The organism is Sphingobium sp. LSP13-1-1.1, assembly GCF_040676415.1.
Classification (GTDB): Bacteria; Pseudomonadota; Alphaproteobacteria; order Sphingomonadales; family Sphingomonadaceae; genus Sphingobium.
In genome coordinates, this window is record NZ_JBEGHU010000001.1 from 196,431 (window position 1) to 222,498 (window position 26,068).

Annotated in this window: 23 protein-coding genes; 16 read left to right on the plus strand and 7 right to left on the minus strand. The window is 60.5% G+C overall.

The window, feature by feature from the left end:
* Positions 1-4: 4 nt before the first annotated feature.
* The gene (locus tag MRBLSP13_RS00785) at positions 5-1,342 is read right to left on the minus strand and encodes an MFS transporter (protein WP_363736062.1); all 1,338 of its coding nucleotides are present in this window, start codon (positions 1,340-1,342) and stop codon (positions 5-7) included.
* 408 nt (positions 1,343-1,750) lie between these two features.
* Here MRBLSP13_RS00785 and MRBLSP13_RS00790 point away from each other — a divergent pair, with 408 nt between their 5' ends.
* The 13 genes from MRBLSP13_RS00790 to MRBLSP13_RS00850 all read left to right on the plus strand — a co-directional run bounded on the left by MRBLSP13_RS00790 (position 1,751) and on the right by MRBLSP13_RS00850 (position 14,808).
* Positions 1,751-3,100, plus strand: coding sequence for an LLM class flavin-dependent oxidoreductase (locus tag MRBLSP13_RS00790; RefSeq protein ID WP_363736063.1), 1,350 nt, complete (start codon positions 1,751-1,753; stop codon positions 3,098-3,100).
* 40 nt (positions 3,101-3,140) lie between these two features.
* Positions 3,141-4,070 carry a LysR family transcriptional regulator gene (locus MRBLSP13_RS00795; protein WP_363736064.1) on the plus strand — a complete coding sequence of 310 codons (930 nt, stop codon included), beginning with the start codon at positions 3,141-3,143 and terminating at the stop codon, positions 4,068-4,070.
* 58 nt (positions 4,071-4,128) lie between these two features.
* Entirely contained in the window at positions 4,129-4,983 is an 855-nt protein-coding gene (locus MRBLSP13_RS00800; RefSeq protein ID WP_363736065.1) for an HpcH/HpaI aldolase/citrate lyase family protein, read from the plus strand.
* A 308-nt stretch (positions 4,984-5,291) separates the two neighbouring features.
* Positions 5,292-6,332, plus strand: coding sequence for a hypothetical protein (locus MRBLSP13_RS00805; protein WP_363736066.1), 1,041 nt, complete (start codon positions 5,292-5,294; stop codon positions 6,330-6,332).
* A 228-nt stretch (positions 6,333-6,560) separates the two neighbouring features.
* Positions 6,561-6,821, plus strand: a complete 261-nt coding sequence (locus MRBLSP13_RS00810) for a hypothetical protein (RefSeq protein WP_363736067.1) — start codon at positions 6,561-6,563, stop codon at positions 6,819-6,821.
* A 273-nt stretch (positions 6,822-7,094) separates the two neighbouring features.
* Positions 7,095-8,291: an acyl-CoA dehydrogenase family protein gene (locus MRBLSP13_RS00815; RefSeq protein WP_363736068.1), complete on the plus strand. Its 1,197-nt coding sequence runs from the start codon at positions 7,095-7,097 to the stop codon at positions 8,289-8,291.
* A gap of 72 nt (positions 8,292-8,363) precedes the next feature.
* Positions 8,364-9,488 carry an acyl-CoA dehydrogenase family protein gene (locus MRBLSP13_RS00820; RefSeq protein WP_363736069.1) on the plus strand — a complete coding sequence of 375 codons (1,125 nt, stop codon included), beginning with the start codon at positions 8,364-8,366 and terminating at the stop codon, positions 9,486-9,488.
* A 27-nt stretch (positions 9,489-9,515) separates the two neighbouring features.
* Positions 9,516-9,839, plus strand: coding sequence for a 2Fe-2S iron-sulfur cluster-binding protein (locus MRBLSP13_RS00825; protein WP_363736070.1), 324 nt, complete (start codon positions 9,516-9,518; stop codon positions 9,837-9,839).
* A gap of 96 nt (positions 9,840-9,935) precedes the next feature.
* Complete coding sequence (locus tag MRBLSP13_RS00830; protein WP_363736071.1) at positions 9,936-10,721, plus strand: 2-keto-4-pentenoate hydratase; 786 nt, start codon at positions 9,936-9,938, stop codon at positions 10,719-10,721.
* A 3-nt stretch (positions 10,722-10,724) separates the two neighbouring features.
* Positions 10,725-11,666 (plus strand): acetaldehyde dehydrogenase (acetylating), encoded by a 942-nt coding sequence (locus MRBLSP13_RS00835; protein WP_363736072.1) that lies wholly within the window; start codon positions 10,725-10,727, stop codon positions 11,664-11,666.
* Positions 11,663-12,691 carry a 4-hydroxy-2-oxovalerate aldolase gene (dmpG, locus tag MRBLSP13_RS00840; protein WP_363736073.1) on the plus strand — a complete coding sequence of 343 codons (1,029 nt, stop codon included), beginning with the start codon at positions 11,663-11,665 and terminating at the stop codon, positions 12,689-12,691. Before MRBLSP13_RS00835 ends, dmpG begins: the two co-directional genes overlap by 4 nt.
* A 102-nt stretch (positions 12,692-12,793) precedes the next feature.
* Positions 12,794-13,585: an alpha/beta fold hydrolase gene (locus MRBLSP13_RS00845; protein WP_363736074.1), complete on the plus strand. Its 792-nt coding sequence runs from the start codon at positions 12,794-12,796 to the stop codon at positions 13,583-13,585.
* Positions 13,586-13,890: 305 nt separating this feature from the next.
* Positions 13,891-14,808, plus strand: coding sequence for a LysR family transcriptional regulator (locus tag MRBLSP13_RS00850; RefSeq protein ID WP_363736075.1), 918 nt, complete (start codon positions 13,891-13,893; stop codon positions 14,806-14,808).
* Between the two features lie 85 nt (positions 14,809-14,893).
* Here the strand turns inward: MRBLSP13_RS00850 and MRBLSP13_RS00855 are convergent, their stop codons facing one another.
* The 4 genes from MRBLSP13_RS00855 to MRBLSP13_RS00870 all read right to left on the minus strand — a co-directional run bounded on the left by MRBLSP13_RS00855 (position 14,894) and on the right by MRBLSP13_RS00870 (position 18,488).
* A complete protein-coding gene (locus MRBLSP13_RS00855) occupies positions 14,894-15,751 on the minus strand; it encodes a fumarylacetoacetate hydrolase family protein (RefSeq protein ID WP_363736076.1) in 858 nt (285 codons plus the stop codon).
* A 79-nt stretch (positions 15,752-15,830) separates the two neighbouring features.
* Positions 15,831-16,247 carry a cupin domain-containing protein gene (locus MRBLSP13_RS00860; protein WP_363736077.1) on the minus strand — a complete coding sequence of 139 codons (417 nt, stop codon included), beginning with the start codon at positions 16,245-16,247 and terminating at the stop codon, positions 15,831-15,833.
* Between the two features lie 106 nt (positions 16,248-16,353).
* Positions 16,354-17,553, minus strand: coding sequence for a CaiB/BaiF CoA transferase family protein (locus MRBLSP13_RS00865; RefSeq protein ID WP_363736078.1), 1,200 nt, complete (start codon positions 17,551-17,553; stop codon positions 16,354-16,356).
* Positions 17,550-18,488 (minus strand): HpcH/HpaI aldolase/citrate lyase family protein, encoded by a 939-nt coding sequence (locus MRBLSP13_RS00870; RefSeq protein ID WP_363736079.1) that lies wholly within the window; start codon positions 18,486-18,488, stop codon positions 17,550-17,552. The genes MRBLSP13_RS00865 and MRBLSP13_RS00870 overlap by 4 nt, the downstream gene beginning before the upstream one ends.
* 687 nt (positions 18,489-19,175) lie before the next feature.
* Between MRBLSP13_RS00870 and MRBLSP13_RS00875 the strand changes: the two genes are divergently transcribed.
* The 3 genes from MRBLSP13_RS00875 to MRBLSP13_RS00885 all read left to right on the plus strand — a co-directional run bounded on the left by MRBLSP13_RS00875 (position 19,176) and on the right by MRBLSP13_RS00885 (position 23,475).
* On the plus strand, positions 19,176-19,982 hold the full coding sequence (locus MRBLSP13_RS00875) for an SDR family oxidoreductase (protein ID WP_363736080.1): 807 nt from the start codon (positions 19,176-19,178) through the stop codon (positions 19,980-19,982).
* Positions 19,983-20,115: 133 nt separating this feature from the next.
* Complete coding sequence (locus tag MRBLSP13_RS00880) at positions 20,116-22,206, plus strand: acetoacetate--CoA ligase (protein WP_363752114.1); 2,091 nt, start codon at positions 20,116-20,118, stop codon at positions 22,204-22,206.
* A 384-nt stretch (positions 22,207-22,590) separates the two neighbouring features.
* Positions 22,591-23,475 carry an SDR family NAD(P)-dependent oxidoreductase gene (locus MRBLSP13_RS00885; protein WP_363736083.1) on the plus strand — a complete coding sequence of 295 codons (885 nt, stop codon included), beginning with the start codon at positions 22,591-22,593 and terminating at the stop codon, positions 23,473-23,475.
* A gap of 120 nt (positions 23,476-23,595) precedes the next feature.
* Here the strand turns inward: MRBLSP13_RS00885 and MRBLSP13_RS00890 are convergent, their stop codons facing one another.
* Both MRBLSP13_RS00890 and MRBLSP13_RS00895 read right to left on the minus strand, forming a co-directional pair.
* Positions 23,596-24,297, minus strand: a complete 702-nt coding sequence (locus MRBLSP13_RS00890; RefSeq protein ID WP_363736084.1) for a nitroreductase — start codon at positions 24,295-24,297, stop codon at positions 23,596-23,598.
* A gap of 102 nt (positions 24,298-24,399) precedes the next feature.
* A complete protein-coding gene (locus tag MRBLSP13_RS00895) occupies positions 24,400-26,058 on the minus strand; it encodes an AMP-binding protein (RefSeq protein ID WP_363752117.1) in 1,659 nt (552 codons plus the stop codon).
* Between the last annotated feature and the right edge of the window lie 10 nt (positions 26,059-26,068).

The following is a 26,068-nucleotide window of genomic DNA, read 5'->3' on the forward strand; positions in this document are numbered from 1 at the left end:
CGGATCATTGGATCTGGACGAGGTGGGTCTTGCCGGCGACGCGGAAGGACATCCAGATCAGGACTGGCCAGACCAGGAGCGACAGGATCACCAATCCCTCCCGCAGCCCATGCCCCTCCCCTGCCACGGCCGCGCCGAGTTCCACCGCAGCGAGCGGCGCCAGCCCATAGCCGAGCACAGCCACGATCAGCAGGTATATGCTGCTCACACGGCCACGCATCTGCGGGGGACCGAAAAGCTGGATGCTCAGCGGCGAAACCACCGAGAAAGCGGTACTGAAGAACATCCCGACCCCGAAGCCACAAAGCAGCGGTACAAGCGAATCCATCATCAGCCCCGCGGCAAAGGCGGGCGCCGCGACCAAGGCAGGAAGCCTGAAGGTACGTACGATGCCGCCCGTCGGGTCCGCCAACTGCTTTCGGGTGGCAATCCATTGCCAGAAGAAATTGCCGACGAGGCCGGCTGGCACGCCGACAAGGCCGATCAGATAGCCGGCGCTGGATGGGCTTAACCCCTGCTCACGCGCCAGCAGTGCGGGAAGCCAGGCGATGATCGCGAGACTGTACAGGCTGTTCAGGCCAGTGAGCGACAGCAGCGGTCCGAAGAAGCCGAAACGCGTGCGCAGATAGGTGAACACAACGCGTATGTCGGCATCGGCGACCGACGGGTTCCGAGCCTCACGCCGCGCCGGCACTGTGGCGCTCAGTACGAATATCGCCGCAAGCAGCAACCCAGGCAGGCCCACGAAGATGAAGGTCATCCGCCAGGCGTCAAGACCGGTATGGCCGCTCACCCGGGCCGCCAGGTCCATCGCCGCCGCGCCCACGGCATATGAACCGATCGCCATGACACCGGCGACGGAGGCAAAGATCGCCACGGGCATGCCCCTTCTGTGCCGGGGATAGAGATCTGCGATGAGGGAGATCGCCGCGGGTGTCAGCACCGCTTCGCCAAGGGCAACGCCGCTGCGCAGGATCAACATCATCCAAAAGCCGTTCGCAAAGCCCGACAGGATCGTCGAGAGGCTCCAGACGACCACTCCGGCGGTCACCACGATGCGTCGGTTGCGCGTATCAACGAAATGCGCGAGAACAAGGCCACCCACGGCGTAGAACAGTGCAAAGCCAACGCCCAGCAGGAGCGCCAACTGCCGATCATCCAGGGCGAGCGACTGGGATACAGGCAAGGCCAAAAGCGCCAGGATGCTGCGATCGACGTAAGAAACCGCATAAAGCAGCGTCAGCAGGGCGACAGTGATCCCTGCTCCTTTCATGGGGGTTTCCTCACTGCCTGCGGCCGGCATATCGCTCTCCAGCTTCAGGCTGGCTTCAGTCCATGACACGAAGCTATTCTCCTAGAACGATCGATCTAATCTTAGATGTCATGATCTCGCGTCGACCTCATATATTGCATATAAGACGATGTTCCATCATCGGTCACGGGAAAACTAATATTCAATTTTCTTGATAATCAATTGTTTTATCTGATCGCCATGGCGCCGCCGCAGCCTACTTCTCGTGACAACGCGCACCGATGTAGATTTATCGAATATCTCTAATAATCAAACCGTCTTTCGTAGTTTCGTAGCCATGCCTTTCGGCAGAAAGTCAGATGGCCGCCGTCAGACGGCGATCGATCTGAGAAGCGTCGCGGCGCCCTCGGTTCAGAGACAAGCGGTGCATGGCAATGAGCATGGGCGAAGGCACAGGCCTTGGGGCATGCGGCAGATTTTCAAGGGGAAGAGGTGTTCATGACCCAAGATCGTCAGATGGCGCTTGTCGCATTCCTTCAAGCGCAAAACTGCTCGAATCTTCCCGCGTCGTGGAGGCATCCGGCGGCGGCCGCCGACTTCCTGCAGCCGGAATATTATCAGCGCATCGGCCGCACCTTGGAGGAAGGGAAATTCCACCTCGCCTTCTTTGATGATCGGCTCGCGATCCCGGACGTCTTCGGCGACGACTATCGCATGACCGTGGAGCAGGGTATCCGTGCGGTGAAGCTCGATCCGATGCTGTGCGCCAGCGCGCTGGGTCATGTAACGCGCCATCTTGGGATCGGAGTTACCTATTCCACGACATATTACGAGCCCATCCATGTGGCGCGGACCTTTGCCACGCTCGATCAGCTGACGGGCGGAAGGGCGGCCTGGAACGTCGTGACGTCCCTCAATGATTCAGAAGCAGCCAATTTCGGCCGTGATGCAGCGCTCTCTCACGATCTGCGCTACGATCGCGCCGAGGAATTTCTGGAAGTAGTGCAGGGACACTGGCGCAGTTGGGATGACGATGCGTTGGTAATCGACAAGGAGCGCGGCCTGTTCGCTGATCCGGGCAAGGTCCGCCGCCTGGAACATGCCGGGGAATGGTTCAAGTCTCGCGGGCCCTTCACGGTCCCCCGTTCGCCGCAGGGCGAGCCGGTCCTGATCCAGGCGGGACAGAGTGGGCGCGGCCGCGCCTTCGCGGCGAAGTGGGGCGAGCTCGTTTTCGTCATCTATCCGAACCTGGAGGTGGGACGCCGGTCCTATGGCGAATTCAAGGACCTGCTGGACCAGATCGGGCGCGGCAGGGATTCGGTCAGGATCACGCCCGCCGTCTACGCCATCGTCGGCGAGACGCAGGCGCAGGCGGAGGATAAGAAGGCGCTGATCGACGGCCTCACCAAGCCGATCGACGGATTGGTGCTGTTGTCCGAGGTGCTCAATTTCGATTTCTCGACGAAGGGCTATGATGAACCGTTCACGAGCGAGGAGATGGACGCAATATCCGGCATACAGGCGTTCCGCGACCGTGTCGTCCGTTTGAGCGGGCGCACCAATCCCACGCCGGCCGACTTCGTGCGCTTTACGCAGCGCGGCACGCTCGCAGAGTTTCCCACCTTCGTTGGATCGCCAAAGCAGGTTGCCGACCAGATGGAAGAGTGGTTCGGTTCCGCCTGTGATGGCTTCGTGCTTGCGGCGGGCTATGCTCCCGGCAACTATGAGGATTTCGTCCGCCTCGTCGTACCCGAGTTGCAACGCCGTGGCCTGTTCCGCAAGGATCATCAAGGCATCACGCTTCGCGACAATCTGGGAATCAGGAAGCCATCGATATCCGGCGGCTGATCGCCTTCCCAGCGAACCGTTGAGGCTCTAAGATCAAAGCATGGATCAGGAACTGACCCGTTTGAACCTTAATCTCTTGCGTGCCTTTTTTGCCGTGGGGCGGCATTGTTCGTTCGTTCGCGCAACGGCGGAAGTCGGCCGATCCCAGGCGACGCTCAGCATGCAGGTGCGCGAACTCGAACGGCAGCTCGGGGTCAGCCTTCTGGAACGGACAACGCGAAAGGTCGCCCTGACGGAGGCTGGGGCAGCCTTGTTGAAACGCGTGGAGAGCGGCTTCGCGGAGATTGCCGACGGCTTGTCGACGGTCCGCAGCATCTCCACGATGCGGCAGGGACGCTTGGTGATCGGCTGCGTGCCTTCGATATCCGGCAGCCGCCTGCCGGCGATCATCGCCTCGTTCCGGCAATATGATCCCACCCTACGGATCGATGTCGAGGAGCTTACCTCGCCGGAGGTCGTTACAGCCCTATCCGAGCAGCGCGTGGATATCGGCATTGCGCCGTGCCCATCGCCCACGCCTTCAGGAATCAGCTTCGCCCCAGCCGTCGCCGAGCCCCTGTGCATTGTCATCTCGCGCAAGCTGAGCGCGCCCACTGGCGAGGCTATGAGCCTCATGCATCTGGCGACACTGCCGCTCATAACATTGTCAGGATCGGTGCTGCTGCAATCGGAGCTGGAACAGGCCATGCAGTCGCACCAACTCCAGCTTCAATCGCGGACGGAGGTGCGCCACATCCATACGGCCGTCGCCATGGTGCGGGCCGAGGTCGGGGCGGCGGTAATCCCCCGGCTCGCACTGCCGGATCGATTGGACAGGGACATTGAAGCCCTGCCGATCGGCTCTCCGCCACTCACCCGTGCGCTGGGCATTCTTACGCGAAAGGGTCATGCGCTGCCCTCTTCAGCGCTGCGCTTCTCACGGCATACCCGCGCCGCCCTGATCAAGAGCCTGGCCGCAATCGCGCCGTAGGAATCCGACCCGCTGCAATAGCGCGACGCAATCAAACAGCCCAGTAACGGAGGTCTGCATGACCATAATGGCTCGTCGAAGCGCCCTCTATCTGCCCGCGTCCAATGCCAAGGCCATCGCAAAGGCGCGCACGCTCGATTGCGACGTGGTCATCCTGGATCTTGAGGATGCCGTCGCCGCAGATGTCAAACATCTTGCCCGCGAACAGGCTGTCGCCGCACTTGCAGAAGGCGGCTTCGGGCCGCGTGAGCTCATCGTGCGCGTGAACGGCCTTCAGACCGAATGGGGCGCAGCGGATCTGCGCGCGATCGGACCAGCCGGCGCTGACGCTATCCTGATACCCAAGGTCAGCACGGCCGAGGACATTGTTCGATATGCAACACTGCTCGAGGGTCACGATGTCGACCTATGGGCGATGATCGAGACACCACTAGCGCTGTTCAGACTCGAAAGCATAGCGGCGACCGCCGAATCCACGCGCCTGCGCGCCTTCGTCATGGGCACCAACGACCTCGCGAGAGAAACCGGCGCCACGCTCGACACTATGCGCACAGCATTCACAGGCGCGCTTGGCCTCGCCGTCGCGGCGGCACGCGCGCATGGCCTGTCGATCCTCGATGGCGTATATAATCATCTCGACGATGAAGCGGGTCTTGAAGCTCAAGCGCGACAGGCGGTTCTGTTCGGGTTCGACGGCAAGACCCTGGTGCACCCTCGCCAGATCGCCGTCTGTCACCGGGCGTTCACGCCCGATGATGCCGCGATTGCGCGGGCGCAACATATTATCGCCGCATTCGACGCCCCTGAAAACCTGGCCAAGGGCGCGATACAGGTTGACGGCCAAATGGTCGAACGGTTGCACCTGGAAGGCGCCCGGCGTACCCTCGCAATGGCGGCCCTGCCGGCGGCCTGAGACAGCATCTCCACACCTGCATTGCAGCGGTTGCCGCTGCACTTAAGGCCGCGAACCGGAGGACGGATCCCTATGCCCGCTCCTTCGATGGGCACCGCCACAAGCCCGATACAGAATCGTGTTGGCAAGCAAATCGCTCTTCATTAGATAATGTAAAACGTTTGACTAAATGTAACATATCATCCTGCGCGATGAAGCTTTGCCGGCAGAGATCGGCCTTGGCCAGGACGGGAAGGCTGCACCCCATGATTCAGGCGTGATCCGCTTATCCAGTTGAACCGAACAGACCTATGGAAGGAACAAGACGCATGGCCGAAATTCTAGCGCTGGGCATCAGCCACTATCCGATGCTGCTGTGGCCCGACAAGAACATGTCAGGACTGCTCAAGCAAATGATGACCAATCCAAAGCTGCCTGAGCCGCTCAAGAGCGCGGCCGGATGGCCAGCGGCCATGCAAGAGGAATGGGGCGACGACGAAGGCGAGGCGGCAGCAGCCCTCCATCGCGAGAAAATGGTCGACTGGACCCGCAAAGCGCGACAGGCTCTGGATGACTTCCATCCCGACTTCGTCCTTTTGTGGGGCGACGATCAATATGAGAATTTCCGCGAAGATGTCGTCCCGCCCTATTGCGTGAATGCGCACCCCGAATTCCGTTTTCACAACTTTCCGAACAATATCTGGGGAGAGCCCGTCGACAAGGAATTCGTGTTGCCCGGCGTGACGGAGGCAGGCAAGCATCTGGTCAGCGAACTGATTTCAGCCGGGTTCGACAGTGCCTATTCATACAAGCCGCTGCATCATCCGCTCGGCCACGCATTCACGAATGCGATCTTCTATCTGGACTATGACCGCAAGGGCTTCAATTACCCGATCCTGCCGGTCTCCATCAACTGCTATGGCCGACACGTCATCTGCCAGAAGGGCGGCCTGCCCTCTTTCACGAAGGAACTTACAGAAGCGGATCTCGATCCGCCGGCCCCCATCCCGGCCAGGCTGTTCGACATGGGAGCCGCGACGGCGCGCATTCTGTCGCAATCCAAATATCGGGTTGCCATCATCGCATCGTCGAGCTGGTCGCACGCCTTTCTGACCAAGAAGAATCACTATCTGTGGCCGGACATCGAAGCTGATCGTTCCCTTTTCGAGCCGATGGCGAGCGGTGACTATGCCTCCTGGCGCGACTATCCAGCCTCCGCAATCGAAGATAGCGGGCAGCAGGAAGTCCTCAACTGGTTCTGCCTCGTCGGCGCCTTGAACGAACTGGGTCGCGGCCGACCCGACGAGATCGGCTTCGTTGAAACGTGGATTTTCAACTCGACCAAGGCCTTCCTCGTATCGAGGCCCTAAACCGTACAGATTGCAGGCCGTGCGCCCGCCGGAGCCACGGCGAGTGCACGGCTCCGCTTTAGGCTTGAGGCCTGCCGTCAGTGGTCGCCGAGCGGGGCCGGGATCTTAATCCTGCACATAAGGTCACGCGCCTGTGCGATGCCGGCGAAAATCGTGCCGCGTTTTTCCGATGACGCCGAGCACAGCCCTAGGATACCTAGGGGTTCCAGCCTCTCCGCGGCCTCAAGAATGGCGATCGGATTTCCGTTCGCTGGCAAACACCCCCGCATCAAGATTTCCCAGGCAATCGATCCCTTGGCAGCCTGCTGGACTGAACCGTTCACCATCCTCGTTGCAGTGGCTTTGTTAAAGCATATGACCTATGTTGATGTTGTAGACGATCTTGCTTTTCTCCAAGCTCAGCCATGGGAACGAACGGAGCCGAATTCCTGGAGCCGTCCGGAGAGAAGCGTCAGCCCGCTTCGCATCACGCTCGACATGGGAATATAGCAGAGTGTAGCGCATTCCCAAACCGCCCGAACGACCGATCCGATCAACCGATCTCACCTTGCCACCCGGCCATGGTCCACACCCACGAGACCCAAAGCCGGCGAAGTTTCAGCTTGACAGCCAGGGCGAGCTTCGAACAGATAGAACGTATGCTTTATATTCTGTCATTCAGTCTCGAACCAGCGGGTTCAGGGCGAACGAATGGCAAACTGCCATGATTATGGAATTACAAGGCACCGGGCATCGCGCCGGCCATTGCTATGGAGAGTGAGTATGGACTTCAATCTTCCCGCCGACGATGATCCCCGCCGCTTGGAGGTGCGCAAGTGGCTCGAAGCGCACCCTAACGTAACCTATGAGGAACTGGCGCAGAAGGGCTACACCGTTCCGCACTGGCCGGCGCCATGGGGCCTCTCGGCGGATCCTGAAACGCAGCTGATCATCGAACAGGAGATCAAGCGCGCCGGAATCACGCATCCTCATACCCTCAATCCGATCGGCGTGAACCAATGTGGCCAGTCGCTGTTGGTGTACGGCACTGAAGAGATGCAGCAGAAGTTCCTACCGCCAGCGCTTGCCTGTCGCGACACCTGGTGCATGCTGTTTTCAGAACCGTCCAGTGGGTCGGACCTGGGCGGCCTGCGCACTTCAGCGCGGCTGGAGGGTGATCATTACATCATCAACGGCCAGAAAATCTGGAATTCGAACGCTCATATTTCGCAGGTAGGCGTTGTTATCGCAAGGACCGACCCCACGGTACCGAAGCATCGCGGCCTGACTGTCTTCCTCATCGACATGAAGGACCCGGGCGTTGAGGTACGCCCGATACTCGACATGTCCGGTCATGCACCTGAATTCAACGAGGTGTTTCTAACCGATGTCCGCGTGCCCGTCAGCAACCGGCTCGGCGAGGAAGGCCAGGGTTGGCGGATTGTTCTCGAACAGTTGCAGACCGAGCGGATGGGCATGGTGAAACCGGGCGCGGTATGGGGTTTTGGCCCAACCGCGCGGGAGCTTGTTTCCGGCCTGATCGAGACGCGCAAGATCAATGATCCGCTCGTTCGTGACGAAGCCGCGAAACTCTATGTCGAGGGCGAACTGCTCCGTCTGCTGGCCGATCGCAACCTCAGTAACCGGATCAACGGCAATCCGCCCGGCCTTGAGGCCAACCTTGGCAAGATGATTGCCTCGCCTCACGGCCAGCGCCTCTCGGATCTGGCCAAACGGACAGAGGGTATAGCCGGGATGCTGCGCGACGAGGATGAACTGCCCCTGCCCAAGCAGGACTATGGCTTGTTCAACAGCTGGGACTATTGCTACTGGTTCGGACCGGCTGGCACGATCGGTATCGGCACGACGGAAATCCTCAAGAACACGGTCGCGGAGCGTATCCTTGGCCTACCGCGCGACATCGATCCGTCGGCAAAGTTGCCGTTCAGTGAAATCGGGCGCCCGCAACTGGCGGCCTGAAACATCCATCGCGCCGATGTCCACGCCCCTGCAAACGCCAGGACATCGGCCCTCGACCGGGGAACTTATCCAATGAATTTCACCCTCAGCGAAGAGCATATCGCTCTCAGGGATAATGCGCGCGCCTTCCTCTCGAAGGAAGTCAGGCTCGACCCTTATCTCAAACCGGAGGCAAATGAGCAGCCTGTCGCGCGCGATGGCCTCTGGGATGAAATCCGGAAGCTTGGCTGGACCGGCATCGTCATCCCGGAAGCTTATGGCGGATTGGGCCTGACCTATATCGACCTTGTCATGATTGTCGGTGAAACGGGCCGCACCCTCGCGCCGTCGGCTCTTTTCGGGACGCTGGCGGGCGCCTGGGCCGTCGAACGCTGCGGCAGCGAAGAACAGAAGCAGGCACTGCTGCCGCAGGTGGCCGCAGGCGAGCTTTCACTCGCGCTGGCAGTCGCGGACCCGAATGGCGACGTAAACGGTCTGTCACATGGCGCCAACGCTTCGAAGGCGGGGGACGGCTGGACGATCAGCGGGGAAAAGTCGTTCGTCGTCGAGGCAGCCGATGCAGACAAGATCGTGGTCATGGCGGACGTCGAAGGCACGCCCGGCTTCTTCATCGTGGATGCCAAGGCCCAGGGCCTGGCGATGGAGCGCCTCGACTGGCGCGATATCACCCGCCATGTGAGCCGCATTTCATTCAAGGACGTGCCGGCCGAGCGGCTGCCTCAGGCCGATGGCGACAGCTGGTCGTGGATCCGCGACCGGCTCTACCTCATTCTCGCTGCGGAAAGCGCCGCAGGTGCCGAACAGGTGCTTGACGACGCCGTGGCCTACGCGAAGGAGCGTATCGCCTTCGGCCGCCCCATCGGCTCTTACCAGTCGATCAAGCATGACCTGGCCGAAGTCGCCGGCGGTAACGAATGCGCCACTGCCGGGGTGCAATATGCCGCATGGGCGTTAAGCGAGGGTACCGCCGACGCCAGCAAGGCCGCAGCCATTGCACAAAGCTATGCCAGCGAGCAGTATCGCGCTGCCACCGCCTGCAATATTCAAGTGTTCGGGGCCATCGGCTTCACCTGGGAAATGCGGAACCACCTCTACTACAAGCGGGCGCGCGCCAACGCCGAGTTGCTTGGCACGCCTCGCGAACAGCGTGAGCAGATCATGCGGATATTGGAAAGCGAGCATAAGCACGCGGCCTGAGAGGAAGCGGGCGCAAAGGAAGATAAAATGGTTCTGGTACGATTTGTCGATCCGGCGGGGCAGGAAACGGACGTCGCGATCGACGATGGCATCTCTGTCATGGAAGGGGCGGTAACGGCAGGAATTGCAGGGATTGACGCCGATTGCGGCGGTCAGCTCTCCTGCGCCACCTGCCACGTATATCTGGGCGAAGCTTGGGTCGGGCTCGTGCCAGCCCCATCCGAGGAGGAGGACGCACTGCTCGATTTCGCGGCAGAACGTCAGCCCAATTCGCGCCTGAGTTGCCAGATCATCGTTCAGCCTGAGCTGGATGGTCTGGAAATCGGGATTCCCGTTCATCAGGGTGGCTGAAGGACCGACCCCGATGGCAGGCGCTGTCGCGTCTGGTGCGATCCATACGGAAGTGGCGTTTCGGGCCGAAACCATCGATCAGTTGCGGGAGATGCTATGACTGCGACTACTCACGACGAACTCGCCAGCCGCCTGCGCGAGGCTTATCGTTCCGGTGCTGTGCCACCGCTGCGCGACGGCCTGGACCCGCTCGATATGGCGGGTGCCTATGCCGTACAGACGATCAACACGCGCTACTGGGAATCGCAGGGACGCCGGATCGTGGGGCGCAAGGCTGGGTTGACGGCCAAGGCCGTTCAGACACAGCTAGGCGTCGATCAACCCGACTTTGGCGTGCTGTTCGATGATATGCGGATCGCCGACGGCGGCAGGCTCGACCCCGGTGCCTGCCTTCAGCCGAAGGCGGAAGCGGAGATCGCGTTCGTGCTGGGCACGGATCTGCCTTCCACACAGACGACGGCTGAAGAGACGGCGGCGGCAGTGGCGACGGTACATGCCGCCATCGAGATCGTGGACAGCCGGATCGCCGACTGGAAAATCACCTTCGCCGATACCGTGGCGGACAACGGCTCCTCCGCCTTTTTCGTTCTGGCGGAAGAAGGGCACTCCTTGCCCGGCCTTGATCTGTGGTCTGCCGGGATGGTGATGGAGATTAATGGGACGATCGCATCCCTGGGCGCGGGCGCGGCGGCGCTTGGACATCCTTTGAATGCAGCGGCATGGCTTGCGCGGACGCTGGCAGAGCGCGGTGAGCCGCTGAAGGCTGGCGACGTGCTGTTGGCGGGCGCACTCGGACCCATGGTAGCCATCCATCCGGGCGATCAGGTGCGTGCCGTGGTGGGCGGCATCGGGACATGCAGTTTTAGATATGGAGAGGCTTGATTCATGGCCAGGGTGAAGGTTGCCATCATCGGATCGGGCAATATCGGTACCGATCTGATGATCAAGGTAATGCGCCTGTCGGATACGCTGGAGATGGGGGCGATGGTCGGCATCGATCCGGCGTCGGACGGGCTCGCGCGGGCGCACCGGCTGGGTGTTCCGACCACATATGAGGGCCTCGACGGGCTGCTCGCCATGCCCCAGTTCAAGGACATCCAGATCGTGTTCGACGCCACCAGCGCCGGTGCGCACCAGCGCCACAGCCAGGCGGTACTGGCTGCGGGCAAGCGGATGATCGATCTGACACCGGCCGCTATCGGTCCCTACACGATCCCGCCGGTAAACGGCGATGCCAACCTGGACGCGGCGAACGTCAATATGGTCACTTGTGGTGGCCAGGCAACAATTCCCATCGTGGCCGCGGTCAATCGAGTGGCCAAGGTGCATTATGGCGAGATCGTCGCTTCCATCAGTTCAAAAAGCGCGGGCCCCGGAACCCGTGCCAATATCGATGAATTCACCGAAACGACCAGCCAGGCCATCGTCGCCGTAGGCGGAGCTACCCGCGGCAAGGCGATCATCATTCTGAACCCGGCCGAACCGCCACTCATCATGCGTGATACCGTCTATTGCCTGTGCGATGAGGCGGACCAGGATGCGATCCGTCGCTCCATCGACGACATGGTAGCCGAAGTGCAAAGCTATGTTCCAGGTTATCGGTTGAAGCAGTCGGTACAGTTCGAGCATATCGGTTCCAATCGTCCGCTGCACATTCCCGAAATGGCCTCTACGGGAACCTCGGACTTCACCGGGCTCAAGGTCTCGGTCTTCCTGGAGGTCGAAGGCGCGGCGCACTACCTGCCCGCCTATGCCGGCAATCTCGACATCATGACGTCCGCAGCTCTGAAGACCGCCGAGAAGATGGCCAAAAGGATGGCGCTATGACCTTTGATCCCCATCAGACCAAATTGTACATCCAGGATGTGACGCTGCGTGACGGGATGCATGCGATCCGCCATCAATATGGTCTTGATCATGTTCGCGCCATCGCCAAGGCACTGGATGCAGCAAAAGTCGACGCCATTGAGGTGGCGCATGGCGATGGGCTGCAAGGCTCTTCCTTCAACTATGGCTTCGGCGCCTTCACCGATTGGGACTGGATCGGCGCGGTAGCCGAGGTTCTGGAACATTCAGTGCTCACCACGCTGCTGCTGCCGGGTATCGGAACGGTGCATGACCTCAAACATGCCTATGAGATGGGCGTGCGCTCGGTCCGCATCGCCACGCACTGCACCGAAGCCGACGTTTCCAAGCAGCATATCGAGGCGGCCCGCGCTTTGGGTATGGACGTCTCCGGCTTCCTGATGATGAGCCACATGACCACGCCGGATGCGCTGGCGACGCAGGCCAAGCTCATGGAAACCTATGGCGCGCATTGCGTCTACGTCACCGACAGTGGCGGCGCGATGAACATGGACGAATATGCCGCTCGCCTGCAGGCCTATGATCATGTCCTGAAGCCGGAGACCCAGCGCGGCGTCCACGCGCACCACAATCTCTCGCTGGGCGTCGCCAACTCGATCGTCGCCGTGCAGAATGGCGCAATACGTGTCGATGCGAGCCTCGCCGGCATGGGCGCTGGGGCCGGCAACGCGCCGCTGGAGGTTTTCATCGCCGCTGCCGATCGCTACGGATGGAATCATGGGTGCGACCTTTATGCGCTGATGGACGCAGCGGAAGATCTTGTCAGGCCGCTGCAGGACCGCCCTGTGCGGGTCGATCGCGAAACGCTGACCCTTGGCTATGCCGGCGTCTATTCCAGCTTCCTTCGTCATGCGGAAAAGGCCGCGCTCGACTATGGCCTCGATACCCGTTCCATCCTGGCCGAGGTCGGCCGCTGCAAGATGGTCGGCGGGCAGGAGGACATGATCGTCGACGTCGCGCTGGACATGTTGAAGTCCGGCAACTGACATGTCACGGCTGTTGGCATTTACCGTCCGCACGCCGCGCGAACTGTACAGCCGGTTCATTCTCGGCGGCCCTTGGCCATCGAACGACTTGATGGAGACTGGATGCCTCACTTAGATCTCGGCGATATCTGCCTGCATTATGAAGAGCATGGCGTCGGCCGCCCCATATTGTGCCTGGCGGAACTGGGCGGCAGCACACGAACCTGGCGGCACGTTGTCGGCGCCCTGGCCCAGGACCATCGTCTCCTCCTCCTCGACATCCGCGGAACCGGACGTTCGGAAAAGCCGTGCCAACCCTACAGCATGGCCAACATAGCCGATGACGTGCAGCGCTTCCTCACTCGGCAGGAGATCGACAGCATCGATATCATGGGATGCGCGATGGGATCGATCGTCGCGCTTGAGGTCGCCCTTCAGGCGCCGGCGCTGGTGCGCTCGCTGTTGCTCTGCTCGGTATCGCCCGACATCCCTGAAAAGACCCGCCTCTATGCCGGACAGCGCGCAAGCGACATTCGCGCGGGTGGCATGCGTGTTGCCTCCCGCACGAGCGCCGAACTGTCATTTCCCGAAGGAATAGCGCTGCCGTTCGCGGTTGCCCGATCGGAATATGAAGGCGACTTCCTGGCAAATGACCCCGATGCCTATGCAGCGCTGACCGAAGCGCTGCTCGATTGGCAGGGCGGTCCGCGCCTCGCCAGCATCGCATGCCCCTGCCTGTGTCTGGCGGGGGATCAGGATTTCATGTGGGATCCCGCCGTGGTCGAGGCCGCGACACACGCGCTTCCGAACGCATCGTTCGACGTCGTCGAAGCAGCCGGCCATTTCCCTCCCCTCTCCTCCCCGGATGGTTTCGTGGCAAAGGCGCGGGCCTTCCTCGACTCGCGACCCGACTGAGCGAAAGTATTTGGGAGCGACGGCGGATGGTCCCGTCCGCGGGACATGACAGTGCCCCAAAGTACTTAACTGGGCAGGGAGGCAATCGCCTGCTGTGCTGAATTCTCGTCGGATTGGCAGAAACGGCACGCATCATCCTGATCCGATGCAATTTGTCTCGCTGGAGCGACGCGCACGCGGCGCTCCGCCACCATTGCGACTTTCTCAAGAAATCCTTGAAGACACACCTTGAAAGCGCTTATCTATCAGATCAATGCATAAGTGCGGACGATGAAACCGCTCGGCCGCCAGCCGCGAGACCCCATATGCATATCAATCTCAACTTTCTTCAGACCTTCATCAGCGTGGCCGAACATGAGAGCTTTCGGCGTGCGGCAGAAGAGATGGGGCGGACACAATCCGCGATCAGCATGCAGATCCGTCAACTGGAGGAGCAGATCGGTGCTCGACTGTTCAATCGAAGCACGCGGCGCGTCGAGTTGACAATGGAGGGCGAGCGTTTGTTGCGCTTTGCGCGTCGTTCGCTCGCCGACCTCAACTTCGGGCTCCGCTCGTTGAAAGAAGAACTCAAGATGCGGAAGGGATTCGTCTCTTTTGGCTGCATCCCGACGCTATCCTCCTCATTGCTCCCGCACCTTATCTACAGCTTCGAGCAGGAGTTCCCTGGCATCACCATGAGCGTCCGCGAAAGCTCGATGCAGGACCTGCTCGAAAAACTGCGCAGCAAGGAGATCGAAATGGGGATCGGCCTGAATGTCGAAGGCGCAGTCGACTTCGTCTTCGAGCCATTCCTGCAGGAAGAGATCATGGCGTTCATCCCCCCGCCCTTCCAGAACCGTTCGGCGACCAGCATCACGCTGGCCGAACTTGCAGAACTTCCGGCCATCGTGCTCGACAGTGCCACGGCGCTGCGCGGAGTATTGGATGCGGAATTGGCAGCGCGCGGTCTCAAGCTGCGGACACGCTACGAGGTCAGCCAGGTGCAGACGCAATATGCGATGGCCGTCGAAGGTATTGGGGTAGCCATCATGCCAGCCTGCGCCATTCCACGCGGGAACCGAGAAAATCTCCAGATCCTCCCCATCGTGGACCCGCGGCTGAGCCGCACGATCTGCATCATTACTGCCCGCGGCACTGTTTTGCGCGAAGCGGCGCGCGCTTTCGCGGACTTCACGAAAAGCATGTTGAGCGCACAGTCGGCCCGCCCAGTCCCACCAGCCTGAGCGCGCGCCTGCCGAATGCCTCAAGCTTCGGAAGGACCTCGCACTTCCCCATTTGTTGCTTCGTCTGATCCAGTCCGCCTCACAATCAGGCAGCCGAAACTGCGACCCGCATAGCTCCTATCTGGTCGATATGCACGTCGATGATATCTCCAGGTGCCACCGGCCCCACGCCGGCCGGCGTACCTGTGAAGATCACGTCCCCCGGCAACAGCGTGTAATAGCTGGAGGCAAACTCGATGAGCTTGGGGACGTCGTAGATAAGATAGCTGGTATTCGAAGCCTGCCGGGTCTCGCCATTGATCTTGAGCCAGAAGTCCAGCTTGCCCGGCTCAGCGATCTCATCGGCGGTGACAAACCACGGCCCCAGAACCGCATAGCTGTCGACAGAGGCACGGAATGTCTTCTGCTGGACGCCCCGCACTGTCATGTCGAGGCCCACGCAATATCCCGCGACATAAGACATCGCTTCTTCAGCTGGAATGTTGGTTCCGGTCTTACCGATGATGACGACCAGCTCCGCCTCATGGTCGGTGCGGCGATCCGGGAAGCGTAACTTCACGCCGTCTCCGGCACCGACCAGCGAGCTGTTCGCTTTGAAGAACAGACCCCAATCACCGATGGGCTTGATGACGTTGCCCTGCGACAGGTTGGGATCGGCGCGCGACTCGGCGAGATGATCATTATAGTTGACCGGCGCACCGATGATCTTGGACGGATTAGCGACAGGGCTCAGCAGCTTGATCTCCTTAAGCCCGCGGCGCTGCGCGGAGGGCGCAAGTTCGGTCACGCGGGCAAGAACAGCATCAAGATTGCTGTAGAGCAGATCGGCCATCGGCAGCGGGTAACGGCATTCCGGAAGGATTTGCAGCGCCTCGGTCACATCCAAAACGCTGTCGCCCTGCACAAGGCCGAGCCGGTTGTCGTCAAAACGGCAGATCCTCAACGCCTAATCTCCTCCTGAAAAAGTCTGATACAACACCGGCCCTGGGCAGCGGTCCTTCCTGGACATCGCCGTCATCGCCTCATGCATCGATCGTGTCGTATTCCTTGGGAATGGTGATCTCAAGGTTGCGGGCGTCGGGCGAGTAATCAAGCACGGTATGCGCTATGCCCGACGGCATCAGGCAACAGTCGCCCGGCTCCATCAAAACCTCGCCATGGCCCTCGAACTCCAGTTTCATCCAGCCTTCGAGCATGTAGAACATCTGCACTTGGGTGATGTGCCGGTGACGTTTGCGTACCTCGTCCGTGCATGGAGGAACGAGTTTGATCACATGAGCATGCAACATGCCGTCGGTCACCTCGGCAAATCCCAGATCGCGATATTTCGCAAAAGGTCGCAACCCGTCAGACTTGAAATCCTCCTCGCCATGCAGCTTCGCAACCACAAGCTTCGACACCACGAGGTTTGAAGTCGCGTTTGATGCCTCATTGTCCACGATGCATCCTCCTTATCATTGCCATATACCAAAGCCGACGCCATGCCGGCTGTACGCTATCGTCAGACTTCGCGATCGCGAAGTGTCGTCCTCGCCCACGCCCTCGTCACACCACGCGTTCTTGCATCAGTTGATCGATACGGTCCCGATTCAAACCCAGCAGCTCACCCAGCACAGCCTCCGTCGATTGGCCAAGTGCAGGACCGGCATGGCTGAAACGGGGCGGCGTCACGGACAACCGGGGCAATGGCGCAGGGATAACGAGCTCGCCGACCCTCGGATCCTGAATCCTGAGCAGATTCTCGCGAGCGGCATATTGCGGATCGGCGAATATGTCGGCGATGTCGAGCAGCTTGCTCGCCGGCGCCTGTGCCGCCTCGCAGCGCGCCAGGATTTCGGTGGTCGGCAGGCGCTTCACCCAGTCGGCCACGATCGCGTTGACCTCTGCGCGATGGCGATTCCGTTGGACGAGCGTGGCATAGCGCGGATCCTGTGCCAGCTCGGGCCGGTCCATTGCCCTGGTCAGCCGCTCCCACATCCGATCGTTCGAGCAGGCCAGCGCAACCCACGCGCCATCCGCCGTTTCATAGTGGCTGTGGGGCACGATATTGACCGTATCGGGGCCCATCCTTTCGCGCTTGTAGCCGGACGATGCGAACGCGGGCGCCAATTCATCCAAGACGCGGAATATGCTCTCATAGAGGCCGATGTCGACGACCTGGCCGCGTCCGGTCTGCTCCGCCACGCGCAGGGCAACCATCACGCCGAAGGCCCCGAACAGCCCGGTCATGTAATCCGCCAGCGAGGTGGAGCCGGGAACCACGGGCGGGCGGCCAGGCTCTCCTGAAAGATAAGCCAGGCCGCTGAATGCGTGTGCGATACGCGCGAAGCCGGGCTTGTCACGCATCGGCCCGGTCTGGCCATAGGCGCTCACGCGCAGCATCACCAGCTTCGGATTGATGGCCGCCAGATCTTCGTAGCCCAGCCCCCATTTCTCCATCGTTCCCGGCCGGAAATTCTCCAGCACCACATCGGATTTCTCGACGAGTTGGCGGAAGATGTCCGCCCCTTCCTTCTTCCGCAGGTCAAGCGTCACGGACTGGCGGTTTCGCGCCTCGCTCAGCCAGACGAGCGTGTCACCGCAGGAGGTGGCTGTCCCGAAGCGACGAAGGGAATCGCCTTCCCCTGGCTGCTCGATCTTGATCACCTCTGCACCGAAGTCTGCCATCAGCGTGCCGCAGAATGGCGCCGCGATGAACGTCGCAACGTCCAGCACGCGAATGTCACTGAGCGCTCCGGCGCTCAAGCGACGGCCCCCTGGAACAGGGTCGCCCGGGCAAGGATTTTTTCGGCCAGCTTGACATGCGCGCGATCGATAAGAACGCCTTCGATGCCAATCGCTCCCTGGCCATCCGACGCCGCCGCCGCCATGCGATCGGCGATGCGACGCGCCCAGGCGATCTGGGCGGGCGTCGGAGAGAAAATCTCGTTCGCTATCGCCACCTGCGAGGGGTGGATCGCCCATTTACCCTCGAACCCCAGTGCCCGCGCTCGGATCGCGCTGGCGCGATAGGCATCGGGATCGCCATAATTTGCGAAGGGCCCATCGATCGGACGCAGGCCATGGGCGCGACAGGCATTGGCGATCCGCGCCAGCGCGAAGTGCCACTGGTCGTTTTCCGCGCCACCGACCGCATATTCCGGGTTGGGCGCTCCGAACACCGTGTCGAAATTCTCAAGTTCGATCGAATAATCTCCCACGCCGAAGATGATGCCTTCCAGCCGCGGCGACGATGCGGCGATCGCTTCCACCTCTGCCAGCCCGCGCGTCGTTTCTATGAGAATTTCGATCCCTACCCCCCTTTCCCGCGGCGTTTCGAGTTCCATGCAGCCGAGCAGCCGGTCGACGAAGCGGACATCTTCGCTCGTCTGCACCTTGGGCAGCAGGATCATGTCCAGCCGCGGGCAGCGCGCAACCGCCATAATGTCCGCGATCGCCCAGGGCGTATCCAGGCCATTGACCCGCACGGAAACCATCTTGGCGCCCCAATCGACCGCGTTCAGCGCCTCGACCGCGTTAGCGCGCCCTTCCTCCCGCCGGTTCGGCGCGACGGCGTCCTCCAGATCAAGGAAGATGGAGTCAGCGGGTCCCTGTGCTGCCTTTTGAAAAAAATGGGGTGATGTCGCCGGAACCGCCAGTTCGGAACGCTGGACTCGCTGAATTCTCGCAATATCTGCCATTATTGTTCCTGGCCCCACCTAAGCCGGTGCGCGTGCAAGCGCCGCGGCTTTGGCAGCGCTCCCTTCCATCAAACCGATTGTCCGCACTGGCTAGACGAAAAGCCAAAGTCTGTCTCATTCATCCTTCTGATGAACTCATCATAAAAATTCATGCAGCGTGACGACAAGAGTGTCACAGCAAGAATCGGGCCGACACCGTCATGTTGACAGTTCGCAGTGATCGAGAGTAGTCAGCTGGTGACGCAGCTTTGGCGGTGATGGTCCCGCAATTTATGCAAGAGCATGCTGCTTCAACATTGAAAGTCTTCGTGCCGCACATTTAAGGGCTTGGACACACAGTTTTCTACCAAGTCTCTGGTTGACTGCCGAATATGTCGAGCTATTCAAAGGAAGCTGATATCCTGTGACAGCTCCAGTCGTTTGAACCTTTTCAAGGGCAATTCCCGGCCGAATGTGGCTGGGGGCTTGAATCCGGCAGGGCACTAGTTTTCATTTATGGAGAACGGTGAGTGGAGAGTGTTTGGCAAGGCACGACCTGTTCAGGGTCGGAAGTTCCCTCAGTTCATACCACTGGGGCTTATGGATTCGACAGACGTTTTAGCAAGTCGACCATATTTTCCCTGCCCACGCCGAACATGCGCATGAAGCACGCCCGGCGGCGCAAGGAAGGATATGGAGGGGACCGCCATGAGTGATATGGACTTCCGCGGCCGAATGGCCTTCATATCCGGGGCAGCAAGTGGCATCGGCCGGGCCACCGCCATGGAATTCGGGCGACGGGGGCTGAAGGTCGCCGTCGCCGATATCGATCTTGTCGGAGCAGAAAGGGTGGCTGCCCAGATCGAAGGCGCATCTGCGGTGCTGCTCGACGTCCGCGATGCGGAAAGCTGGAATACCGCGCTGGATGAGGCGGAAGATCGTCACGGACCCCTGGCCGTTCTGTTCAGCAATGCCGGTGTTGCGGGCAGCACCGATCCCGTAAGCCAAACGTCGCAGGCCGCCTGGGAATGGTCGCGCTCAGTTAATCTTGACGGCAACTTCCATGGCCTGACGCAAGGCCTGCACAGAATCGTCGCGTCGGGCCGTAATGGCCATGTGGTGGCGACCGCGTCGCTGGCGACGCTCAATGTCAAGGCACGGACGGGCGTTTATACCGCGATGAAGGCCGGCGTGGTCGCATTGTGCGAGGCCCTTCGCGACGAACTGAGCGGCAGCGGCATAGGAGTTTCGGTTCTGATGCCCGGGCCGGTCAGGACATCCCTGCTGGAGGCGAACGCCGCTCGGGCGCCTGCTCAGCTTTCAACAGGCGACCGGATGGAGACTATGGAGGAAGTCCTGCGCAACGGCATCGATCCCGCTGAGGTCGCAACCCTGGTGGCCGATGCCATCGGAACGGAACGCTTCTGGCTGTTTCCCAATCGGGATCTTGAGGATCGAATTGACACGCGCGCCGCGGATATGAAGAAGGCGTTTCATACGCTGGCGTCCAATTGACCACCCGCGCGCGACGTTGAAGCCGACCGAAGAGGCGGCAGGCTGCACAAGCCAGCCTGATGTGGCGGCGGACCAAGTTGGCGAGTGATCGATCGAAGGGGATGAATGAGCCCCCTCGCATGGGAGAGTATGCGTGGTCACGACAGATACTGATAGCGAACTCGGGTCGGTCGCCGCAGAGGCTGCGTTGGCCGGCGCTGGTCGCGGGCGGGTCATTTGGACGCCGACGGCGGCCGATCGCCAGCAGTCGACGCTCACCATGTTCATGACCTGGCTCAAGCAAAGCCGCAACCTCTCGTTCGAGGGATATGACGAGCTCTGGCGCTGGTCGACTACAGACCAGGCCGAATTCTGGGAGGCAATCTGGCACTATTTCGCTGTTGAAGCTGATGCCCCCTACAACAGCGTGATGGAAGGCGCGGGCTTTCAGAATACGCAATGGTTTACTGGGGCAAGGCTTAATTTCGCGCGCATGGTGATGCGGCACGAAAAGCGTCTCGCTGACCATGTGGCGATCTCAGCCTTTCATGAAGATGGCAGTCACGCGCGCTGGACATGGTCAGAGCTGGGCACAGCGGTTCGACGGGTCGCGACGGGCTTCCGCGCGATGGGGATCGGGCCCGGTGACCGCGTTGCCGCCTATCTGCCCAACGTCGTGGAAGCCGCGATCGGTTTTATCGCCGCAGCGGCGGTCGGTGCGGTCTGGTCGTCGTGCAGCCCCGAATTCGGCGCCGGCGCCGCAACGGACCGCTTCGCGCAGATCGAGCCCAAGCTGCTCATCGCGACCTCCCGCTATGATTATGCCGGTAGGCTGCACGATCGCAGCGAAAGCGTGCGTGAACTCGTCAAGGGTCTGCCAACGCTGGAGCATCTGGTCCTTTTGCAGGATGATGCCCAGAATCTGATCGATCACGGCCCCCTGCTGCGGAGTTGGTTATCTCTTGCCGCGACGCCGGAACCGACATATGACGACTTCACCTTTGAGCCGGTACCCAGCGACCACCCCTTGTGGGTTGTCTATACATCCGGCACGTCCGGTGCGCCAAAGGCGATCGTTCACACGCATGTCGGTGCACTTCTTGGCGCGATGAAGGACTTGACCTTCCATCTCGAGGCAAGGGAAGGCTCCGTCCTGCTATTTTATGCCACGCCGAGTTGGATCGTCTGGAATACGGTGCTCACCAGCCTTGCCCTTGGGACGCACGTGGTGCTTTACGACGGGAGTCCGTTCCATCCGGACCTGGGCAGCCTCTGGTCCATCGCCGAACGCGCCGGCGCGACCATAATGGGCGTGAGCCCAGGCTTTGCCGGACGAATGAAGGATCGGGGATATAACCCTGCCGCGCAGCATGACCTTCAAAGGCTCGAAGCGCTCATTCTCTCGGGTGCAGTAGCCGAAGCCCCGCTCTACGAATGGCTTGCGGATGTCTTGCCCCCGCACTGCCGGATCCTCTCGCAGGCCGGCTCTACCGAAGTTTGCGGCGGCTACGCCGGCGGCGTACGCCTGCTGCCAATCCATGCCGGTGAATCAACGGCAAGGATGCTGGGCATGGACGTGGACTCCGTGGATCCGGAGGGCAGATCGCTTCGCGGCAGGGCTGGCGAGCTTGTGATCAGCACCCCCTTCCCCAACGCTCCTCGATGCCTCTGGAAAGATCCGGACGGCACCCGGCTGGCCGCCAGTTACCTGTCGCATTTTGGTGGCCGCTGGCAGCAGGGCGACATGATAATCATCCACTCCGACGGAGGATGCAGAATCCTTGGTCGATCCGATGCCACGATAAACCGGCATGGGGTTCGTATGGGGACCAGCGAGTTCTACCGCGCTTTGGAAGATGATCCGGCCATCACGGATGCGATTACCGTTTTCCCGCAGGCGGGACGATATCGCGACCGACTGATGCTGTTCGTGACCCTGACGGATGGACGGGCGCTGGACGAAGACTTGCTCGCCACTATCGCGGCACGGATCAGTGCTAGGTTGAGCCCGCGGCACGTGCCCGATGATATTTTTGATGCGCCTGCCATCCCCTATACGTCGAACGGCAAGCGCATGGAAGTGCCTCTCCGGCATTTGCTGGAAGGGCAGATTCATGCGCAACTTTTCGGAGCCTCCCTGCAGCACGATCGTGCAACGGCAGACTGGTATACGGCATTTGCCGGCGAACCAGCCCCCGACAGCGAATGTAACAGGCAGGCAGTTTTTTCTCCGCCGCGGCGTTGACAGCCCACCGGCCCTCCGTCCCGCTCGTGCAATGGTCATTGACCCGCGCGCGTAGCATCGCTGTTGCCCCATTTTTCAGGCCATTCGAGACTCGCCAAATATTTTTGGACTCATAATCCAGTCAAATTTAGAACATTTGCACTATAAAATGCTACAGAAAAGGCGATGGGCAATGACGATAAAGCCAATGGCTTCTCACTGCCCTTCCGCGCGAACACTCTGATCCGCGGCTTCGACCTCGGGCTCGCCGGTATTCCCGCTCCGGTCCCTGCCGAACGGCGGTTGCTCGACCAGGAGGCGGTTCAAATCAAATGGAAAATATCATCGCGCCGGTCACGCCATGTCGACAGGCCCTGATTAAACGCCAGGACAAGAGGATGGAACATGGAACGTCAGCAAGAACTTGATCTGACCGGAAAAATCGCAATCGTGACCGGTGCGAGCCGGGGCGTCGGCCGGCAGGTCTCGCTTGATCTGGCACGGCGCGGCGTCAAGGTGGCGCTGGTTGCGCGCACGGTTGATCGCGATCCTGACCTGCCGGGCAGCCTTGGCGCGACGGCGCGATTGATCGAGAAAGCCGGCGGGGACGCGCTGATTGTGCAGGCCGATCTTGCTCAGCGGGCTGATCTGAAGCAAATCGTCGATGAAACTGTAGCCCGATTTGGCGGGGTTGATATCCTGGTCAATAACGCTGCATCCACGGTGGGCTCGGTTTGGTCGAAGCCATTTCTCGATATCAGCTTCGAAGAATGGTCGCGGGATTTCGACATCAATCTCCACGCACCGTTCATCCTGATGCAACTTGCAACCCCGATCATGGCCGCTCGCGGTGGCGGGCGAATCATCAACATCACCACCGGTTCCGCCGAAGCGCATCGTCGGGTAGAAGAAGAAGTACCGGCGGCCGGGTCATTCGGATTCAGTGGGACCACGCCCAGCTACTTTGCCAGCAAACGCGCGCTGGATCGACTTTCCAATGTCATTGCGCCCGAATTGCGGGCACAAAATGTGTTTGTCATCGGTCTGCATCCCGGCTGGGTAGCATCCGAAGTGGTTTCGGCACGATTGGCGTCCAGGGGGTTTGCTCCGAAAGAAGGCGAGCCGCGTCCAATCGATACGGTCATCCCGTCACGGATGATCATCTATTTCATCGCATGCGCTGACCCGGAAGAATATACGGGGCGCCTGTTCGTGGCGGAGCGCGAAATGAGAGCACTGGGCATCAGCCGTGCAGAATTGGGTGATCCAGCGCTGGCCGCGCCAGCATAGCCTTGGAAATGTAGTTGCAATAAATATTTTCGAGGCTCTACAGACTTCGGCATGGCCATCGAAATGCGACCGCTTGGCGTCACTCCGCTACGAAAGCTGGATCGTCATGATCCCACTGGATCAGCCATGAAAGCTGGTAGTTTCCTCGAGGGGACTGCGCCCTGTCCGTGCGGCGTTGGCGGCGACGGACATGTCTTCAAATCCGAAGGATATGCCATAGAGCAGTCGCTGGTCCGGTCCAATTCCCAGTTCCGATCGCACGATATCAGGATAATAGCCCAAGGCTCCCTGAGGACAGGACGCAATGCCGAGCGCCGTCAGCCCCAGCATCAGCGTCTGGGCGTAGAGCCCACAGTCAGCGATCTCACGCGACAGCGCCCAGTCGGGCACGAAGAGAAAGGCAGCGTGTGGCGCATCGAAAAATTCGAAATTACGCAACGCGGCATGATTGCGTCCTGGCCGGTCGTCGCGGGCAATATCCATCGCAGCGTAAAGTTGGCGGGCGCTATCCACCTGCCTGTCACGATAAATACCGGGGTAGGTCAACAGCCCCGGAAAATCCGGCTCAGCGGCGATTCCAGCCGACACCGCTTCCACAAACGCGTGGCGGATACGCGCCAGAGGCTTGCCGCTCACGACATGCACCAACCATGGTTGCACGTTGCAGTTTGACGGCGCTGAAAGTGCAAGCTCTAGAGCGCGCCGTTGGATCGACATCGGCACCGGGTCGGATAGGAAGCCGCGCACCGACCGGCGGCCCCGCGCAATCCGTTCGAGTGCTTCAAAATCGCCTTGTTCCCTTTCGTTCATCGCACCGTCCATGACCGTGAAGTCTCCTTCCGCTCGCCGCCTCCCCTCAGCGTTGCTCTGGCTCCTTTTCGTCCGCGAACCAAGTGTGTCGCCTTTGTGGCGACGCAGACTGCCTCATACCCCCTGCTCCAGTTCAGCTTTCAGCTTTTCAGTCACAAGCGCCGTCAATTCTCGCTTCAGCGTCTTGCCCCCCGCCGATCTCGGAAACTCCTGCATGATTTCGAGCCGCTCAGGCAATTGCCATGTCGCGAGGCCCTCGCCACGCAGGAATTCCAGCAATCCCGCCAGTTCCAGTCCCGCTCCCGGCCTTGCTATGACAAATGCACAGGCCCGCTCGCCCAGCACAGGATCCGGCATTGCCGCGACCGCTACGTCCTGGACGTCAACATGCTTGATCAACGCCTCTTCGATCACAAGGGGCGAAACATTACGACCGCCCCGGAGGATCATGTCCTTGATCCGCCCGACAATCTTCAGGTAACCGTCTTCGTCAAATTGACCAAGATCGCCGCTTTTGTAGAAATGGTCCTGCGTAAATACAGATCTGGTCTGGTCATCGGCCCCTAAATATCCCCATGACTTGTCAGCACCACGCCAGGTCACTTCACCGACGGTGCCCGCTGGCAGTGCGTTACCGTCCGAATCGCGAATTTCGCATTCGCAACCCGGGACGATGCGGCCGACAGTGCCGAGCCTTTTTTCCCGCGGATCATCGGCAGTCGTCAGCGTGGGCGTCCCGGCATCTGTCGCACCATAAATGCTCTGGATCACAGCGCCTGTCAGTTCCTCGACCTCTCGCGCCGCGTCATAGGGAAGCGGAGCACCCGCGTTTGTGATCACTCGCAGACTATGAAAATCGTCCCTTGGCCTGGACCGGAATGTGGGCAATAGCTTGATGAGCTGAGCTGGAATCGCGGTCGCGTAGGTGCAGTTTTCCTTGACCATCAGATCCGCCGCATCTTCAGGATTGCTCCAATGTGGCAGCATTACTGACGTGCCGCCGTTCAGCAGGGGCATGAGCACAGGATAGACATATCCGGTCGCTCCGGTTCCGGCGGGCGCAAGGGCGGCCGCCACGTCGGTTTCCACAAAACGAGCGCCATCTCTGGCGGCATTCAGCATGGCCTGAAGATCGTTGCTCGAATAGCGGCTGATCTTCGAGATTGCCGTTGTCCCCCCTGACAGCATCAGCGCCGCGGGATAATCGGGATCAGGCCGGAGCGATGCAATCTGCTTTGTGCCTAACGGTTCAGCCGCAACAAGCATTTCGAAGGGTTTGATCCCATCTCCCGCGCTTTCGCCGATAACAAAATGCGTCTTCAGGTCAGGAAGATCGGGCCTCAGGTCCCTGATCATCCGGACATAATCGAAGTCGCGATATAGATGCCGCGAGATAACCACCTTCACCTTGGCCTGCGCCAGCAAGTGCCCGACTTCCAGTGCACGCCAGCTGTCATGCAGCGGCATGTACAACATACCCACCATATTGCACGCGAGATGCAGAACGGGAATCTCGTAACTATTGGGCAGTTGACCGGCGATTACATCGCCGGGTTCGAGGCCCTCGGCCAGCAAGCCATTGGCCACGCTCAGTACGTCTCGCTGAAGCTGTCGGTAAGTCGCACGCCGGCCATCTACGATAATCGCCAGCTTGTCCGCAAACCGATCAGCCTGCGCAAGAAACCGCTCGCTTAGAGTGACGTCCTGCCACAACCCTGCGGCACGATATTGCCTGGCCTTTTCCGGGGACGTGAGAGGAAGTTCCATAGTCATCTGTCTGGCT